This is a genomic window from Paenibacillus sp. FSL W7-1279 (assembly GCF_037969845.1).
Lineage (GTDB): Bacteria > Bacillota > Bacilli > Paenibacillales > Paenibacillaceae > Paenibacillus_AQ.
In genome coordinates this window covers 3,352,156-3,370,647 of record NZ_CP150215.1, presented here as the reverse complement: position 1 = coordinate 3,370,647, position 18,492 = coordinate 3,352,156, and the positions used below count along the sequence as shown (strand labels likewise).

Genomic DNA, 18,492 nt, shown 5'->3' with positions numbered 1-18,492 from the left:
ACTTTACCAAGGCAGATTCGAAACGGCAGGCAAGTCGAATGCCCACTGGAAATCTCGCTTCTTGCCAATAACGGTTCGTTTTAATGTAATTGATGGCGGGATGTTCGTTAAACCTGGAATCGCAAATTCCAAATATTCCGATGTTACTGGCTCCCCCTGCGTATAAGCTCCACCGATATGGACCTTGTATTCCTGCCCATTATTATCAACTGCTACCCATTCATCAAGTAATGGCTGATTCATAAACCTTCCCTTGGCGTACAGGGCAACAATTTGTTCTCCTGTAGAAGGATCTTTCAGCAGCGAAGATTTTGTAAACGTAAGGGTGTCTCCTCCATCCATCATCACAGCGGGATTCTTATCCAGCTCTCTGGGGTTAAGCTGAATGGCGCCTTCGTTTAGGAAACGCATGGTCAATCCGTCGACCACCACCCTCACATGACTGGAATCCGGAGGAATCACGGTCGAATCGAATTCATTGGACCATTCCAGGGTCCCGCTTGAAGTATTCATTTGCTGCGATTCCACTTTTTTAATATAGGATCCGATGGTCTTATACCGGTTACCTTCCTTAATCTTCACATGATACAAAACCTCCAGGCCGTTATGCCAGTTCGATGGGACCTGTTCGAGCATCTGGGGAGCCAGGGATATCGACATATCAAAGCGGATACCGTTTGGTGTAACTAGAAGCTGTTTCATGTCCATATTGAGCCCTTCCTGCGTTGAATATGTATCCTCTAAAGGTTTAGATACCGATAAAGATTTGGCATTTGTCATATCCATCGTCAACTCCAGCGGCCAATTAACCAGGACACGTTCTTGTGGTTGTTGTTCTGGATCAGCTACTACTTCTACTGCTTTACCCTGGATAACAATGTGATCCGGAACCGTGCCATTGAATACATAAACATAATCCTGTATTCCCGGATCCGTGTTGCGAAGATGCCTACCGGGAATTGCAACTTGGCGTCCCTGCGTGTCCGTAATCAAGAACGGATCGCGCACACTGTCTTTTAGTGAACGGCCATCTGGTCCGAATTGCTTCGTGATGATAACAATATGGGAACGGTCCTTCAACACGGCCATGATTTCCATCGAGTATCCGCCATCTTCCACTTTGACGTTCTGCATTTGAAGAAGATCAAAGCGTCGAGCTCTTTCATATTCCTCATCCCATAACCAATATCCGTTGGTGGATAAAGAGTCACTTCCTTGATACCGATGCTCGCCGATCATAGAGGTACTGTCAGGCGAATTCTGCCATACCATATACGCTCCGCCCATGAGTATTACGGCAGCAGCTCCGGTCATCACCATTCGCCGCAATACCTGCTTGAAAGCGGCTTTCTTTTGCAAGCCTCCGCCAAGCCCCCTCGGGTCCATTTCGATGTTCTCTAATGCTTTCATCACGTTTGAAGTAAATTCGGGGTCCGGTCCTTCCTCATATATTTTGGAGCCCCAATACTCCTCGTCACTAGCCTTTAATATAGGTTTCAAACCATATCCCTCCCTTGTTCTCGATTTGTTTCTTGAGATTCTTTTTGCCTCTGTGCATGGCATTTCGAACTTGGTCAGCATTTAATCCGGTAATCTCGCAGATTTCTTCATATGTCAGCTCATTCGTATACTTGAGAAGGAGCACCAATCGATACTTAAAGGGCAATTCCTGTAGCTGGTGATATAATTCCCTCTGCATTTCTTTTTGAAGGACAAACTGTTCAGGCGTATGCTGGTGGCTTGGTTCATGGGTCCCTTCATTTGAAGCAGAACGGATTCGATTTCGGCGCTGAAGATCCTTCACCGCATGAACGACGATTCTATATACCCAGGCCGAAAAATGCCCTTCGTCCCGATAATTCGCCAAGCTGCGGTAGATTTTAACAAATGCTTCCTGCGCAATGTCCTGAGAATCCTGATGATTTAACCCCATGCTGCGGATGATTCCGTATACTTTAATTTTGTAACGATCGACGATAACGGCAAATAATTGCTTTTCGCCTCCGACGATACGACGAATGATCTCGGTTTCGGAAGACGCATCTGTCATGTGTTTCACCTCACTTCCCTGCTCATTTAGTACAACCTATAAACGTAAGCTGTCCCTCAAACTTCTCAGTAAAGTTAAAAATAAAAAACAAAAAAGAACCTTCCGGAATCGGAAAGGCACTTTCCATCTGACTATTTAGCGGCGTCCAACGAAACCATATAAGAGTAGCTGGATAAGTTCCGCCATCTTGTTTTTATAATTCCCGGCTCTGGCCCAGGAAGCTTGGAGCGTCCCGACGACACTTAATAATTCCAATAGGGTCTCCAGCGAAACAGAGGAATGAATCGCCCCTTCCTTGTTCCCCAGCTCAATAAATTCCTGAATAAGCTCTATTCTAATTTGATTCGTGTTTTCACTATATAAGCTCGCTAACACCTGATCCTCAACGGCACCCGGTGTACCAAGCAATTGATAGTCTTGATCTGCACAGATCTCCAAAATCCGAGAAATCTTATCCTTAAAGTCGATATTTTGATGCAAAAGCTCCTCAGCCATTCGGATCGTATTTTGCATCAGAACATTCGCACATTCCTTGACCACCCCTTCTTTACTGCCGAAGTAGTTATACAGCGATACCGACGATACGCCGGATTCATCGGCAATGTCCTTAATGCTAACATGGACGAAGCCTTTTTCTTTAAAAAGCTTTAATGCCGCATGAATGATCGCATCCTTCTTTTGCTGCGTTCTGATTTCGAATTTATTCATCACTCTTCACTCACTTCCCGTGTTCATCACTACAAGTAGTTTAACATAATGCGAATAGTTTTTAAATTTCACATCCAATATTTAAAAACTTGTTGACATCCTAGTTGATGTCCATATAGAATCAAGCTATGATTTTTAAATTTTGAAGATAATATTTAAAAACTTTGTTAAAGAGACAAGGGATAAACGCTTGAGCAAACATGGTTTGATCCAATCGTTCAACCCAAAATGGAGGGACCCGCGATGAGAATATTGGTTTACGGCGCAGGGGTTCTGGGCAGTTATTTAGCCCACGAGCTAGTGCGTGGAGGGCACAACGTCACGATGCTGGCAAGAGGACGACGAGCAGAGGAGTTGGAGAAGAACGGCAATGTCATTCGGCATTATTTTCAGTTTCAAACTACGGTTAATCAAGTAAGGGTCATCCGAGAACTACAGCCGGACGATGTTTATGACCTTATTTTTGTTGTAATGAAATATCCGGATTTCGAGGCTGTGCTGCCTGCCCTTGCGGCGAATCATAGCTGCCATATCGTTATAATGGGCAACAATGCAAGCCCTGGGGAAATGGAGAAGTATTTGCAAACCCATAGTCCGGTAGCGAAACAGGTTGCGTTCGCTTTTCAGTCGATTGCCGGCTGGAGAGAGAATGGCCGGATCATTAGCGTGCACGGCCCAAAAACCAACCTAACGATCGGTGGTTTAGGAGAGGATCTGTCATGGCGCACACTGATCGATGAAGCCTTGGTTAACACTAAATATAAATGGAATTACATTACAAATATGGATGAGTGGCTGAAAAGTCATTTTGTGATCATCTTGCCTTTGAATTCCATAGCTTCTTCATATAACGGTAATTTGCGCAGAGCCGCAAAAGACAAGAAGCTTCTTAATCTGGTCATCCATGCGGTAGATGAGGGGCATCAAGTCTTAGAGAAAAACGGCTTTACGGTTACGCCTGCCGGTCAGAAGCAATTTGCCCGGGGCAAAAGAAAGCTGTTCTACATCCTGCTGAAGCTGATGCTCTCAAGCCCGATTGGCAGAATCCTGTTAAGTGATAAGGCGGTGTCGGCAGACGAGATGACCGCTTTACAGCAAGCTTTTGATCATTTGAAGATACGCGCAAACATAGCTACGCCTCATTGGGATGAGCTTCTACATTATTCCCCACCCATACAGGGATCATAGAAGATGGCTCAGTCGATCTATCACTTAGCCAGATAAGAGACAATGTTCATTAAAAATCTCTGCTCAACCAACGAGCAGAGATGATATGAACCTTCCGACGGACCTAGACTGACACTTCAAGAGCAGGCTGTCACCGCCTTGAACCTTGTTAAACGGCTACACATCCCCTTCACTCTCCTTGGCAAGGTTGTTGCTCGAAGCCACCAAGCTTCCTCTTCGCTCGTACGCAACAATTACCATAGCCATGCTTAATACAGCGCATATCATATACATGACGGAGTAAGAGAAATAATCCGCGATGGGCCCCATCACAACCCCGCCCATGGATACGCCAAGGTCAGCCATGGCAATAAACAGCCCGATTAACACATTGCGGTTGGATGAAGGTAAAACAAAGGACAAATAAGTAGTTAACGTTGGGTATAAGAGCGCCTGCGTAATGCCCATGAGAATAGCGCCAGTATAAAGAAAAGCTGCTCCCTGCTCTGAAGAAATGCTGATGCAAACTGTCTCTATCCATCTTGACGCTGTATCCAAACAAACCGGTACAGATTGCGATGGCTACAAAAATGACGGTGAATGAATCCATCCCCCCGGTCTGCCAGAGGCCTAATGCGAGAACGGGGCCGATCACGCCGGGAATATAGGAAAACAATGAATAGAACGAGATTCCTTGCGAACGTTCCTTCTCGGGCAGTGCATCGATGATGCCGATGGACACAACAAAAAAAACCACTGGATTCCGTTTTGAATCAGCGGTTCAGAAAGTTTTTCGCAATGCTTCAATCATCGCTTTCACTATAGGAAGGTTTCGAAATTTGATAGGATAAGCCAGATACAGCTCGTTGCTTACCTTGAAGGAAGGATAAATGATCTTTACCTGACGGTTGTGTATTGATTTTTCCAGCATATAAGTGGGGAGGACACTTATTCCCGAACCGTGTTCTATGGCGGCTAATATGGAATGAAGGTCCGGCAGAACGTGCATGATTTGCATATGTGGTCTTTTCTTGAAGTGTTCTCTCCATAATCTGCGTATGATCGGTAAATCACTGCCATAGCTGATCCAATCTTGAGCGCACAGCCAGGCTTCGAACCGGTCGGGATCTTCGAAGTCGATTTCTTTAAAATTATAGGGTGCAACCAGCACAAACTCTTCTTGAACATAATGGATATATTCAATGCCGGGAGCCAATATTTTTTGGGACGTTATAAGTATGTCGACCTTTTCTTCCAATAATAACTCCAAAATATGTGAGGCAACGCCAAAATGAGCAATCATTCGAAAGGGGAACTCCCCCAAATGGGGAGCTAGCTTCTCCCGAAAATATTCGTGGGCTGTCCCAATTCGGATGACGGGAGCTGTTACAGAAGTGTTCATCATGAATGTTTGCGTTGCTTCTTCCAAGGCTTCGATCAACGGAACCACTTGAGTATAGAGTTCTTTACCTTTTTCGGTGGGAACCATCTTTCTAGAGGTTCTTGTAAACAATGATTCACCCAGTTCGGCTTCCAATGCGGCAAGATGCTGGCTCATTGCGGGCTGAGTCATTAACCGAGTTTTGGCGGCTTCCGATACGGATCTATGTTTATAGATACTGATAAAGCTTCGGTACCATTCAAAATCCACCATTATATTCCTACCCCTTTGCATATGGACTCAATCGTGGTGTCCCTAATATCAGCGCAATGTCGGTCCATGCTGCACTTTTTTGATACCGGTTTGTTTACTACAATGATAGACTTCCTAATCATTCTACACAAAAGAAAAGCATGGAGGCCACTGTTTTATACAAACAGCAGCCTCCGTGCTCCTTATCCGAGTTTTTCAATAACAGCTTTGGTTACAGCCAGGGTAGACTGAGGATTCTGGCCTGTTATCAAATTCCCGTCAACTTCATGATGGGTAGTCCAGTTAGGCGCCGCCACGAAAACGGCTCCCAATTCCCGAAGCTTGCTTTCAAGTAGAAAAGGAAGAATTTCGCTAAGTCCGGTTTCCGCCTCTTCCCTGTCTGTGAAAGCATTCACCCGTTTTCCAGCAACTAGGGGCTGTCCATCCGATAATGTGACTCCTGTCAATCCAGCAGGTCCATGACACACTGCAGCGACTATTTTTCCAGCTTCATAAAAATTACGGACTAATTGATGCAGCATTTGTTCGTCCGGCAAGTCATACATCGTTCCATGACCACCCGGCAGGAAAATAGCATCGAAATTATGGGCAGAAACATCACGGATACGAACCGTGTTTTCCAGATGTACTGCTGCTTCCCATATCTCTTTCGGGGTATCCTCATTCACGCTGTTTGGATCTACTGGACTTTGTCCGCCGAGCGGACTCGCCACTGTAACCTGATAGCCCTTCTTTATAAACTCAATATAAGCTTCAGCGAATTCTGCTAACCAGATGCCCGTTTTTCTTCCGTCTTGTATATCTGAATGATTGGTAACGACAATTAGTATGCTTTTCTCCATTGTACTTCCTCCTTTTTTTGTTGGCTGTTTACAGAGATTATTCTACAAGCCGTCTTTTAATAAGACAAATTAGATTATTATACTAGTTGTATAAATATATTTATAGATTGATCTGCCAACCCACAATTGAGGCCACTTCAGTGCAAGAAAAAACCCTTCCAGCCTTTCGGTGAAAGAGTTGCAGCTGAGAACATGACTGATTTGATTATCTGTGGACTTTCGAGCGAGATCACTTTATGTATCTGTTCAACTTATAGCGAATGGACTATTCTGCACGACCCTCAGCCATTCACGTGAAATCAATTGATGCCCGGCTGTCGTGGGATGAATGCCATCCCATATCCAATACTCTGCGCCTACTCGTTCTGCCGCATGATCAAACGCTTCTTGCAGGGGGACAAACAGTGTTTCAAACTCTTGAGCCAATTGCCGGACAACTAGGCTATATTCATTCAGCCGTTGACGCCATTCGTCCCAGTGTTGCACGGTGGCGCCCGTTTTCAGTACGAATGGCTCACATAAAACCAGTCCTGTCTGTGGAAGCACTTCTTTCGTTTCCTCCAGTATGTGACGATATGCTTTTTCGAACCTGTCGGTAGCTCCGCTTGGCGAGCCTTCGATGATCCGGCCTGCGTCGTTAACGCCAACCAACATACTGATCAGGTCAGGTTGCAGGCTAATCGCATCTTCATTCCAACGCGCGTACAAATCTGAGACGCGATGGCCGCTGATTCCTCGATTGATGAACTGTGGCTGGCTTTCCGCTAGTTCATAGCCCAGCTCAGCAGCAATAAGATATACGTAGCCATGTCCATGGATATGATTAAGATCGTTGTCGCGCCCCCAATTCCCGTCCGTTATGGAGTCACCTTGAAACAATATGGTTTTGCTTGTCTTCGTCATCCTCTTCACTGTACCTTTCTTCAAATGGATTCGTGGACCTATACGGATCTTTTTCACGTCGAATGTTACCGCTTTCAAAATTACCCATTACATAATGATAAACCAAGCAGCGAAGCGAAAATACCCTAGCGATTAGTTTAAAAAGCATATTAACATTAGATATGAACCGGATATCTTTTGAGTTCATCGGCATCATGGTGCATTGCCACAGCATATCTAATAAAAAGCAGAAATACATCATAGGTGTATTTCTGCTCTTTTCTGCTCTATCTGCCTGTATAAAATTAAGTTACACAGAGTATTCTGAGTTTCTATTGCTTGTTTTCTTTTGCATACAGGCTTTCTTCTGCTACCTGCGCTAACTCCTCTGCTTTGATACTAATCTCATGGATCGTTGCAGAGAATTCCTGAATCGCCCTTGACTGGGTATCGGTTAGCGTGTGGATATCGGAAAAAGCATGATTTAAGTGCTGCAAAAATTCCTGAATATTCTTCGTAATGCCATTAATCTGGTCCACGTTCTCTTTGGAGCTTGTCGCAAGCTTCCGAATCTCATCAGCAACGACCGAGAAGCCTCTTCCGACTTCCCCAGCTCTTGCTGCTTCGATAGAAGCATTAAGCCCTAACATGTTGCTCTGATCCGAAATCTCCTTAACAACGCTGGAGATCTTCCCAATCTGCTGCGCGCTGGAGCTGACGTCCGTCATTTGGTTCGTTACATCAGTTACACGTTCGGTAAGGTGAGCAATCGATTGGCTGATATCTTCAATGGACGCGGTGGTCTGTTCAACAATTGCCGAGAAACTCTCGGCCATCTCAAACAGCGCATTCGCTTTTTCAAGACTTGTCCCCATGCCTACACCGCCGATAACCCTGCCTTGTTCGTCGTGAAGGGGGATCGCGCGTGCAGCTAGCGGAAATCCAAACAGCTCTTTCGGAACGACAGCCGATAAAGCTTTATTATTGCGGATGGCATCGGTTACGATATCCCCCTCCACTAGCGGGTCCCCAGGCTTGACATTCAGCGAAAAGGTTCTTCCCGGAATGTTGATGATAAGCTTCTCCGTATCATAAATGCCAATTGTGATGTCATCATTCGTAAGGCTTTTCAGCAATGGAGCTACCTTTACAAAGGCGCTGATCAGCTCATGCTGTGTTTGCTCTTCAGTCACATTATTCATGCCTATCTCCCCCAACCCTTAATACGGGAATTTCCTTTGTCCGTAATGAACCGATATCCACTTCATGGTCGTAAATTCATCCAGGCTCCACTCCCCATTCAGACGACCCAATCCCGACTGCTTCTCTCCGCCAAATGCTACAATCGGCTCGTCGTTAATCGTGACATCGTTCACATGGATCATACCTGTATGGACCTTCTTCGCCAGTTCTACCCCGCGTTCCAGATTGGAGGTGTGAATAGCCCCGCTAAGCCCAAATCGTGTATCGTTGGCGATCTCGATTCCTTCCTCTTCCGTTTCGAACGGGATGATACATACTACCGGGCCGAACAATTCCTCTTGCGCTACCTCCATATCCGGTTTGACATTGACGAGGACGGTAGGCTCCACCATTCTGCCGGTGATTTTACCCCGTACCAGTGGAACTGCACCTTGCTCAATCCCCTTCTCAATCAGCTTCTCCAGCGTTTCTGCCTGCCGATGGTTGATGACGGGCCCGATAATGGTCTGCGGATCGCTTGGATCACCTGTTGTAAGGGTAGAGACCTTCTCTTTATATTTATCTACAAATTCCTGATAGATCGGCTTCTGTACAAGAATCCGGTTGGCCGACATACAGATCTGGCCTTGATGCGTGAATCTGCTGAACGTTGCCGCTTGTACCGCGTAATCGATATCAGCATCTTCCAGGATAATGAACGCGCTGTTCCCGCCGAGCTCCAGCAGCGGCTTTTTGAAGTGCTTGACGGCCAGCTGGCCAATATGGCTTCCAACCTTAGTCGAACCCGTGAAAGAAATGATTCTCGGAATCGGATGCTCAACGAACGCATCGCCAATCTCCTTGATATCTGTCACCACTACATTCAACAGGCCCTTCGGTATACCCGCTTCTTCGAAAATCTTGCCGATCAGCGTTCCACCCGTAATCGGCGAATCCTCATGCGGCTTCAGCACGACGCCGTTGCCGGCACCTAATGCCGGGGCGACGGACTTCATGGACAAGAAGAAAGGAAAGTTAAATGGACTGATTACCCCAACCACGCCAGCCGGGATCCGATACAGTCGGTTCTCCTTGCCATCTTCAGTGGATGGTAAAATCTTTGCCTCCATTCTTAGGGGAAACGTTGCCGCTTCCTTAATCATATTTTTCACAAGACCGATCTCGAATGCCGCCTTCAGACGCGTTCCGCCCAGCTCCTGAACAATAATGGACGTAATATCTTCCTCATGCGACTCCATATATTTAACCGCATTTTCAAGGATGTCGCGTTTACGGTAAGGGTTAACCTTGTCCCATTCCAGCTTAGCTTGGTAGGCAGCCTGATAGGCATCATCAATGTCTGCAACACTCGCGATTTGAAAAGCCGTAATGACCTCATCATTATATGGATTGATGTCAGGCAGCGTTTTACCGCTTTTACCGTCTCGCCATACCCCGCCTATGAATTGTTTTCCCAATTTCGAATAATCCATATGCACCCTCCTGTGTCGAATAATTCCAACTGATATATTTATCGACTGAATACAGGGAATAGTTAAGTGAATTTTATTTGACCTCTTCTCCCTCCCGGGGAAGGAGTCTGCACGCTAATCATGACAAAACAATAACGCCCTAACCATAAGGTTAGGGCGTTATTGTTAGGGCGTTATTTTACACGTTCGATCGTCATCCGAGCAATACATCACCCAGCTTAGAAGGGGTTCTAACCAATGTTATACCGCTTCGCGAATCCGCTCAAACAAGATGTTGTTTTCCAGATGGATATGCTCGAAGGTGTCCTTTTCAAGCATGGCCAACCGTTGATAGACCAGCCGATACGTGCCGCAGGCATCCGACGGAAGTTCGAAATCAGCGGTTACTTCCCTGAGCTCTTGAAGCAATCTGCCGGCGTGAGCATGTTCATCTTCCAGCTCAGACACATGCGGCTTAAGCTCCGCTGCAGCTTGGTGGTTAGGCTCTGCAACAAATTTCAAGATAAGCGGGAATACATGCTCGTCCTCATCCATCGTATGCTCCAGCAGTTCTTTTTTCAGATCCGAGAAAAGCTCCTGCACCCGGAGAAGCTCGGGATGATGCTCTCCATGAACGCGTGCCAACTTCGTCACATACGGCGTTAAAGCAGGTAATTCATCCCGCAAGAAGGCATGATGTTTATGCTGGATGTATTCAATCAGTTCGGATTCCCTCAGTGAAGCCGGACGGCTTTCCTGATAATCGGCAAACTTGTTCTCCAGGGTTTGAACCTTCTCCAGTACGGCGGCAGGTTCCAAATTACGCTGTTTAGCTGCTTCTTCCAGTGGCACCTGCCCTCCACAACAAAAATCAATCCGGAGTGATCGGAATAAATCCGCCGTTTGCGGGATGGATGTAACAATATCGGATACCTGGCTCTGAAGCGTGAATGAACTCATAGTCAAACCTCCTTAGACTAAACCCCATCTTTGTGAACTATTTCACTCTTACAACCCAAGTATATGAAACTCCTGTCTCCGTACATGTGATTGCAGTCATACTGAAATGGAACACTATGTGAACGTTCAGGATCCGAGAACTACGGGAGCCAGAGCAGCACAAAAACAGGGATCTCACCATCCCTGTTTTGTGGATTCTGGAATAGAAGCATCATGATATCCAGTTTGATTCAAAATTTGAGGGCTTTAGAACTTATATAATCTCTTCTCTTAATGCCTCGGCATGCCGCAGCAGGATGTCCGCCGCCAGTTCTGACACATGTTTGCCCCGCTGTGCCCGGACCTCGTTCTCAAAGCTATCCATATTTCCCTTCTCCAGCTTCTTCGTCAAACTGTTGGCAATACCGGCATTCCCAATCTCTCCGCTGCTCAGGAACCGTTCGATCAAAGCGATCATATCGCCGGTGCTTGTAACCGTCTGAAATTCAATCTCAGCTACTGACGTATTGCCCGCAAGATCTGCTCCTTCAACGGTTAAGACATGACTCCCGAGCGGGAGCTGATACAGCGGGATGGCTTCACTGGGTTGAACGGGATTACCGTCCAGCTTGATAACCGTCCGGCTGTCGTCGACGCCGGAAACGGAATCGCTCATTTCAATGATCGGCGTCCAATCCCTGGAGACATTCCATCCTCCCTCCTGTACCGGTGTTTCTACGTGAATATCCGGTGGGGACAGATCCATGTTCAATACAATGGATCGGATGCTTTCCTCAAGACCTGCAGCGTTGGCGGAGCGATAGTATATCGCAGCCGCGGCCGCTTCCCGGTCCAGAACGATCGGCCCCGAGTAAGGAGTCCAGGTGATACCGTCTAAACTGTAGACGGTTTCGGTAACAGTTGAACCGTCGTCTTCCGCACTCAATTCAATGGTAACCGGCACCGTATACCAGCCGTTCAGGCCGTTCGGTGTTTCCGGTGTTATTTGGGACGATGTGTGCGGAGGTGTATCGTCTTCTTCCCCGTAAGGCTGCGGAAGAACAGGCATTCTAGTCGGATCCCAACCATCCGATCCCTTCATCATCATTGGAATCGTGTACATATTCGCTTCCTCCGGCGTGAGCTGCTTCGACCAATTCGCGCGGGCTTCGGCTGCCGCACCAGGTCCGGTATTGTTATATTCGTAGTATTTGGCGGTTTTCTCGTTATCCGGTCGTCCCCAGTTATGCCAGCCTTTATCGTGCACGATTCCTTCCATTTCCGTGTTCATGAACAGCACATGGGCAAAGGGTCTCCATGGTCGCCCGAGGTAGACATCTTCGATTCCGTCCGCTCCTGTAATCTTGCTGTTGAGGAACAAATATCCGTAGGGCTGATTTTCCGGCGTGCTGGCAGCGGTAATATATCCGCCTGAACGGACATTGTGAATGACGCTCTGGTCAAACACGGCGATTCCAGGTCCATAGATAAAATCCACCGCTCCTTCAATATAACTGTTCTTCACATACACCCGTTTCCCGGCATTGTTCACAAAGAACGTATCCTGATAACCGATCATGCGGACATGGTTGAATAAGGCCCGATCTCCCCGAAGGTCCAGCGCAGGCGCCGGGCCTTGAGGACCCGCTCCATTCGCAAACGTGATGTTCTCGGCGGTAAAATCATCGGATTCGACGGCGGTGGCACGTTCATTGAATCCGGTGCCCGTTATCCCGGTATAGGTAATGACCGTATCTTCCTTGCTCTCGCCAATAAAACTCACGGCATGCTTCGTCTTAGGAACGGTAACCTGCTCCTCATAGATTCCATTACGGATATAGATTATCGTTCGGTCCGTATTGCCATCCGGGATGGAGTCCACCGCGGCTTGAACGCTGGTAAACATGCCTGTGCCGTCTTTCGCCACGACGATGACGGAAGCAGGCGTTGCTCCTTGAGGATCGCTTCCGACGCCCGGCCCGTTCTCGTTTACCGACTGCACCGAATAATAATAAGTTGTGCCGGCAACGACATCCGTATCGATAAATTCGGGCTGCCGCAAATCGGAGGCGACGACACTTCCTGCTTCGCTTCTTGATTCCGACCTTCTGATTTGATAAGAAGCTGCACCTTCTACGGCTGACCAGGACAGCTTGACGTGGTCTTTGGCCGGGTTTAGTCGAAGATCACCCGGAGGCGGCGAGGTATTCGCAGGGAATGGAATGACCCGAACCGCTTCAGAATTCGCGCTGGAGGCGGTGCCGTTATGTGCGGAAACAACATAATAGTAGGCCGTCCCGTTCTCCAAGCCGCTTTCCTCATAACGGATATCCTTCACTTGATCGGCAATGACCGTGTAAGGGCCGCCGTGAACGGTGCTTCGCTTGATCTGATAACTCGAAGCATCGGGTGAGGCATTCCACGAGATCACCGCCGATGCATCGCCGGCACTCGCTTTAACATCCGCTGGCGACTCTAGCGGCGCCACCGGACGGACCTCGACCGGGTCGGACGCCTCGCTTTCGCCGGCAACGCTTGTCGCCGTCACCGTATAATAGTAGACTTTACCGTTTACAAGCCCCGTATCTCTAAAGAAAGGCTCTTCTGCGCGGCCTGCCTCAATATAAGGCCCTTCCTGACTTTCGCTACGCTTCACCGTATAGGTGACCGCATGCTCCACCGGCTGCCAGGTGAGATCAGCCTGTGTGTTGCGGCTAAGTCCCGCGAGCTCCGCCGGGGCTTGCGGCTTCACGGCATTCACCGATGGCGTAACACGCACTTGGTTCGAGGGATCGCTTTCTCCTAAATCACTCACTCCGGTAACCACATAATAATAAGTGGTTTCGTTAATTACGCTTGTATCCGTATACGATGGATTGGAAGCACTCAGATCGGATGCCACGGTCTCGTACGGCCCCCCGTTTGTCGTGCTTCTTTTGACGGTATACGATAAAGCACCTTGGGCGTTATCCCAATTCAGCTGAACCTTCGCATTCCCAGGGATCGCCCGTAGTCCTTTAGGTGCGGCTGCCGGTTCCACGTATACCTTGATGTTGTCGAAGTAATAAGTTCCCTTGCCGGTTCCGGGCGTTCTGCCGAACAATGCGCTACCTAGTCCTAATGTCCGCATATCGTCTCTAAACTCAACCTGCTCGGCTGCCAGTGCGTTGTCTACGTAAATATCCATGGTGTTAGCCGCCGCATTGGCAATGACCTTCAGATTGTACCAGCGGTTAGCGGCCGGAAGGTCGGTTAACTTTACGTCTTGCCCATTCTTGTTCTTGTAAACCAGGGCGTACGCATCCTCCTGAATCGGTAACTGCGGCTTGCGCACCTCAAGAGCAATCGGCGTCTTGGTACCTTCTGCATCCTTAATCTGAAGCAGCACCGAAGTGCCGGGCATGGCCGGGGACATGAAATCCGTCTCGACGACTACCGTACCCAACTGCTGCGGGAAGCTCATGGTAAACCCGGTGCTGCCTACTGCATTATCGTATACCTTTAGCGACTTCTCGGAATCGTTGCCCGTAGAATTCGCAGGTACTTGCTCCACCGTGACCGTATGATCGGCATCCTGCGGATCCGGGATCACTCCATAACCGTCAGGTACGGAGCCAGCTTCAAGGTTTTCAAAATCATCGTTCACATAATATACGGTTTTCGGGCCGCTGCCTGTATCTGCCGATATATTGATGTTAGTAAATGTCGAGGTATTGTATTTCCACGTCTCATTGTTCACTTTGGCCGCATCCGCCACGAGTCCGACATAGGCTTGCTTAGGCAAATCGACTTGGACGTTTCCGACCGTGGTCCAGCTGGTTCCATCTTGAGAGATCATTGATGTGAATTGGTTATCCTTGCGGACAAGCTTAATCCAATAAGGCAGCTGAAATTGCTGCTCCGGCTGAATTCTCGCAACCTCTCCGCCCTCCTCGGCTCGACTCAGGGTAACACCTCTTTTCCCCGTACGAATATAAGGGACGACCAGGGAAACGAATGGAGCATCCTCCTTCAGGCTCTCGCGGAACATGATGCCGGCTTCTGCTTCCTCGTTCGTTGGGGTGATGTATTCAACCCGGGCCACAATTTCAGCGTCCCCCTCGATCTCCTGATAGGCAAAATGAAAGACGTCCTTCGTGCCGCCGATATCGCCTGCCGCCTTGACGGTCATCTCGCCGAGGGCATCACCAAGCTGGGTGTGTCCCGGTATTCCCGGACTGCCTATATCGGCCGACTTCCAAGGCTCGATGCTCCCTTCGGTGTTCGCATGAACGACCACGCTCGTCGAGAACGCCATCGTTCCCGTATCGTCGATCGCTTTCGCGGCCCAATAATGGGTGCCGTCCGCAGCGTCCGTCCACTCATAGCGGAACGGCATGCTGTCGTCCTCTCCAACCTTCTCTCCGTTCCGGTAAAACTCGACCTTCGATACGCTTCCGTCTTCATCGGACACGGACGCTTCAATCGTCACGTTCGATCCGGCTTTGACCACCGTGTTGTTTGCCGGAGCGGTAATGACTGCAGAGGGATTAGCTGATCCGTTTCCCGTCATGGAATTCAAATACAGCTCCAGATTCGTGTATCCTTCCTCATTGGCCAGATTGCGGTCACTCGGATCTCTCGGGTCCAGCCCGCGAGCGATCTCCCAATCATTCGGCATACCATCATGATCATCATCTTCTAACGTGGATCTGACCATCTCTACTAGCGGATATCCGCCTACTTCATTCTGAGAGTTGATATGCATGCCGGTTCGGTGAATAACGTCATGGATGATTCTGGCATCGACGGCATCCCGTTTCGGCAGGGTGGCTCCGGCGCTTTGCATAACCGCTTCATAAGCCTCTTCGGCGGATTCGGTCGGCAGTGGATTGGCAAAGGAAGCGGGAGTTTCCAGCTTCACGTAATCCGGATACTTATGAACGCCGGACCAGTTATCCTGTGTATATTCCGGATATCCGTCCATAACGTTGCCGTCAATATAGTAGCTCCCGGTGCTCTCCGCATTCATAAACCGAACCACTTCCGTTTCAGGTCCGGGCTTGTAATAATTGTTGATCATATTGGTAACCGCGCCTTTGCCTCCGTACGAAGCAAAGAATCCCCAATTGTAAACAACGTTATTGCGGAAATCATGGGAATTGCCTGCCGTGCTGTCAAACGCCGGGTTGCGGCTGGAGTTGTGGGCGATCAAATTATGATGAAAGCTGGTGTTCTTGCCGCCCCATATCCCGCCGTAGCCGTGTCTGCCTTTGACATGTTTGCTAATGTGCATGGCGTCTGCTATGATCGACCACTGCACCGTGACATTTTCGTTACCGTAAGGGCTGAGCACTTCGTCGACGGACCAGCTGAACGAGGAGTGGTCGATGATAATGTTTTTCTTATACCGTCCGCCAAAAGAGTCTGCTTCCGTTTCATTCATATCGCCCAGACGGAATCGCATATAACGGATGATCAGGTTGTTTCCATCAAAGGACGTTGGATACCCGATGACCGTAATTCCATCGCCCGGCGCCGTTTGGCCGGCAATCGTCAGATTGTCTCCGAGAATCTTAAGGGGAGATTTCAGCTCGATGACGCCGCCGACTTTAAATACAACGGTCCGGTTTCCAGCACTGACCGCATCACGAAGCGAGCCTGGACCCGAGTCGGCCAGCGTCGTTACCTCGTACACGTCGCCGCCCCGGCCGCCAGTCGTATACTTTCCACCGCCTTCGGCACCCGGAAATGCCGGCGTTCGCGAGGAATTGGATGGGGTTACGGTTTCAGGGCTTTCCTCAGCATAAGCGGCTCCGCCGGAAAAACTTGTAAACAGCATGGTGAGGACAAGCATTTGCTTTAACCATTTTGCTGCTATCAATTGCATACCTCCTTATCATTTTGAGATGCTTGCAACGGTTATAATTCGATCACCTCCTTTCTAAGCCTTATTGAATCCAACAGCAAAGCTACTTGATCACGACCTCCTCCGGTTCCACTTCAGAAGAAATCATAATCTGCCTAGCCTTATCGGCCTTCAGCCCCGAGCATTCGATTTGCCTGGACCGTTCCCCGGTCACCACCAGCAGGCGGTCATCCTGTGAGCCCCCTTCTCCGCTGACATTCGCCACCTGAGCATTTCGGCTTTGGTGAAAGAGAAGCAGCTGATTTTCCTGATTACGAAGGACGATGTCCTGAATACTGAGGTTCTTTCCATTTCGGCATACAATGCCTTCCCGACTTGTGATGGCCGACCTCTTCACCGTCAAGTTCTCCACCGGCATCTCCGGCAAGCCGTTGATGAGCAGCGCAGTGTGCGCACCGCTGCACACAATATCCTGAATGACAATATTCCGGAACACGGGGGTTTCCTCGGTAACGGGCAGCATCACTTCCGTTTGATACTCGCCGGAGCCGGCTTTCCCTTCGTAATATAAATTGAAGGAGATCGCATCCCCGTCGATATCCCGCATCCGGATCCTTTCAATGAAGATGTTCTCGACCACGCCGCCGCGACCGCGGCAACTTTTAAAACGAATGCCGATATCGGTGCCGATGAAGGTGCAATCGGATACGTATACATCCTTGATGCCTCCGGACATTTCACTGCCGACCACGATGCCGCCGTGGCCGTGATAAACGGTGCAGTTCCGGATGCTGATCCGCTCACTCGGCTTTCCCAGCAGGCGCCCGGCTTCATTTTTACCGGACTTCAGACAAATCGCATCATCTCCTACATCAAACGAGCTGTTTTCCACGATTACGCATTTGCATGAATCGATGTCCAGACCGTCCCCGTTCTGGGCATACCATGGATTGCGGACGGTAATGTTCTGAATGGTAATCTGCTCTGATGCCCAAGGATGCAGGCACCAGGCTGCGGAGTTTTGAAAGGTCGGGCCGCTGAGCAGGATCCGCTTGCACTTTCTAAAGCTGAGCAGATTGGGCCTCAGGTAGTCTCTCACAGGCGCATAGTCATGTGGAACCTCGCTGCCTGTCTGTTCGATCCGGGCCAAGTTCTCCTTCCCGTCCCGGGCAGCCGGCGTTGGCCACCACAGTCCCTCGCCATCCACGACACCACCGTTGTGAATTAAACGATCCCACTGGCTTTCGGTCAGCTTCCCTTGCTTAACCGGCCTCCAGGCTTCGCCTCTTCCGTCAAAGATGCCGCTGCCGGTAATCGCGATATCCTCCAGCCCTTCTCCATCGAGCGGAGACTGGCAGCGGAACATCTGCCGGCCCTCATAAGTAGACATCCGGATCGGATAAGCTTCGAATTGCTTGCTGAACACAACAAGCGCACCGGCAGAGGCGTGAAGCTCAATCCGGCTCTGCAGGGTCAATGGACCGGTGTGCCAGATCCCGGGAGGGATGACCACCTTCCCACCACCGGCCTTAACGCAGGCTTCAATCGCTTGATGAAATGCCTCGGTGTTGTCATATACGCCGTCTCCAACGGCTCCATAGTCCGTAATCGTTACGATATACTCCGGGATCACTGGCAAGTCAGGACATATCGCTTCTTCTGTTTGTTTGATCATGTGTACCTCCGTATTTGTAAGATTGCTTATTCGATTTATACCGGCAGGACGATATACCTTCCGCCTTGTTCGG

Annotated in this window: 12 protein-coding genes and 1 pseudogene; 1 reads left to right on the top strand and 12 read right to left on the bottom strand. The window is 49.0% G+C overall.

Annotated elements, in window-relative coordinates; genetic code table 11:
* Window positions 1–3: 3 nt before the first annotated feature.
* The 3 genes from MKY82_RS14960 to MKY82_RS14950 all read right to left on the bottom strand — a co-directional run bounded on the left by MKY82_RS14960 (window position 4) and on the right by MKY82_RS14950 (window position 2,758).
* Entirely contained in the window at window positions 4–1,500 is a 1,497-nt protein-coding gene (locus MKY82_RS14960) for a hypothetical protein (RefSeq protein WP_339296447.1), read from the bottom strand.
* A complete protein-coding gene (locus MKY82_RS14955; RefSeq protein WP_339296676.1) occupies window positions 1,478–2,050 on the bottom strand; it encodes a sigma-70 family RNA polymerase sigma factor in 573 nt (190 codons plus the stop codon). The genes MKY82_RS14960 and MKY82_RS14955 overlap by 23 nt, the downstream gene beginning before the upstream one ends.
* Window positions 2,051–2,185: 135 nt before the next feature.
* Window positions 2,186–2,758: a TetR/AcrR family transcriptional regulator gene (locus MKY82_RS14950; protein ID WP_339296446.1), complete on the bottom strand. Its 573-nt coding sequence runs from the start codon at window positions 2,756–2,758 to the stop codon at window positions 2,186–2,188.
* A 243-nt stretch (window positions 2,759–3,001) separates the two neighbouring features.
* Between MKY82_RS14950 and MKY82_RS14945 the strand changes: the two genes are divergently transcribed.
* Window positions 3,002–3,946 carry a 2-dehydropantoate 2-reductase N-terminal domain-containing protein gene (locus MKY82_RS14945; protein ID WP_339296445.1) on the top strand — a complete coding sequence of 315 codons (945 nt, stop codon included), beginning with the start codon at window positions 3,002–3,004 and terminating at the stop codon, window positions 3,944–3,946.
* 156 nt (window positions 3,947–4,102) lie between these two features.
* On the opposite strand, the pseudogene MKY82_RS14940 reads toward MKY82_RS14945, so the two are convergent.
* From MKY82_RS14940 to MKY82_RS14900, 9 genes and pseudogenes are all read right to left on the bottom strand, one after another.
* Window positions 4,103–4,667: pseudogene (locus MKY82_RS14940) on the bottom strand (MFS transporter); the annotation flags it as partial.
* 39 nt (window positions 4,668–4,706) lie between these two features.
* Window positions 4,707–5,579 carry a LysR family transcriptional regulator gene (locus tag MKY82_RS14935; protein ID WP_339296444.1) on the bottom strand — a complete coding sequence of 291 codons (873 nt, stop codon included), beginning with the start codon at window positions 5,577–5,579 and terminating at the stop codon, window positions 4,707–4,709.
* A 182-nt stretch (window positions 5,580–5,761) separates the two neighbouring features.
* On the bottom strand, window positions 5,762–6,421 hold the full coding sequence (locus MKY82_RS14930; RefSeq protein ID WP_194542460.1) for a type 1 glutamine amidotransferase domain-containing protein: 660 nt from the start codon (window positions 6,419–6,421) through the stop codon (window positions 5,762–5,764).
* Window positions 6,422–6,667: 246 nt separating this feature from the next.
* The gene (locus MKY82_RS14925; RefSeq protein WP_339296443.1) at window positions 6,668–7,324 is read right to left on the bottom strand and encodes an SGNH/GDSL hydrolase family protein; all 657 of its coding nucleotides are present in this window, start codon (window positions 7,322–7,324) and stop codon (window positions 6,668–6,670) included.
* A gap of 311 nt (window positions 7,325–7,635) precedes the next feature.
* Window positions 7,636–8,505, bottom strand: coding sequence for a methyl-accepting chemotaxis protein (locus tag MKY82_RS14920; RefSeq protein ID WP_194542457.1), 870 nt, complete (start codon window positions 8,503–8,505; stop codon window positions 7,636–7,638).
* Between the two features lie 18 nt (window positions 8,506–8,523).
* Window positions 8,524–9,978 carry an aldehyde dehydrogenase family protein gene (locus MKY82_RS14915; protein WP_339296442.1) on the bottom strand — a complete coding sequence of 485 codons (1,455 nt, stop codon included), beginning with the start codon at window positions 9,976–9,978 and terminating at the stop codon, window positions 8,524–8,526.
* 240 nt (window positions 9,979–10,218) lie between these two features.
* Window positions 10,219–10,917, bottom strand: a complete 699-nt coding sequence (gene ric, locus MKY82_RS14910; protein WP_339223826.1) for an iron-sulfur cluster repair di-iron protein — start codon at window positions 10,915–10,917, stop codon at window positions 10,219–10,221.
* 253 nt (window positions 10,918–11,170) lie between these two features.
* Entirely contained in the window at window positions 11,171–16,759 is a 5,589-nt protein-coding gene (locus MKY82_RS14905; protein WP_339296441.1) for a pectinesterase family protein, read from the bottom strand.
* Window positions 16,760–16,847: 88 nt separating this feature from the next.
* Window positions 16,848–18,419, bottom strand: coding sequence for a glycoside hydrolase family 28 protein (locus tag MKY82_RS14900; RefSeq protein WP_339296440.1), 1,572 nt, complete (start codon window positions 18,417–18,419; stop codon window positions 16,848–16,850).
* Window positions 18,420–18,492: the final 73 nt, after the last annotated feature.

Coding starts and splice junctions, on each gene's coding strand:
- MKY82_RS14920 (WP_194542457.1), bottom strand. CDS start 8,505: ATGAATAATGTGACTGAAGAGCAAACACAGCATGAGCTGATCAGCGCC.
- MKY82_RS14925 (WP_339296443.1), bottom strand. CDS start 7,324: ATGACGAAGACAAGCAAAACCATATTGTTTCAAGGTGACTCCATAACG.
- MKY82_RS14955 (WP_339296676.1), bottom strand. CDS start 2,050: ATGACAGATGCGTCTTCCGAAACCGAGATCATTCGTCGTATCGTCGGA.
- MKY82_RS14915 (WP_339296442.1), bottom strand. CDS start 9,978: ATGGATTATTCGAAATTGGGAAAACAATTCATAGGCGGGGTATGGCGA.
- MKY82_RS14935 (WP_339296444.1), bottom strand. CDS start 5,579: ATGGTGGATTTTGAATGGTACCGAAGCTTTATCAGTATCTATAAACAT.
- MKY82_RS14930 (WP_194542460.1), bottom strand. CDS start 6,421: ATGGAGAAAAGCATACTAATTGTCGTTACCAATCATTCAGATATACAA.
- MKY82_RS14900 (WP_339296440.1), bottom strand. CDS start 18,419: ATGATCAAACAAACAGAAGAAGCGATATGTCCTGACTTGCCAGTGATC.
- MKY82_RS14950 (WP_339296446.1), bottom strand. CDS start 2,758: ATGAATAAATTCGAAATCAGAACGCAGCAAAAGAAGGATGCGATCATT.
- MKY82_RS14945 (WP_339296445.1), top strand. CDS start 3,002: ATGAGAATATTGGTTTACGGCGCAGGGGTTCTGGGCAGTTATTTAGCC.
- ric (WP_339223826.1), bottom strand. CDS start 10,917: ATGAGTTCATTCACGCTTCAGAGCCAGGTATCCGATATTGTTACATCC.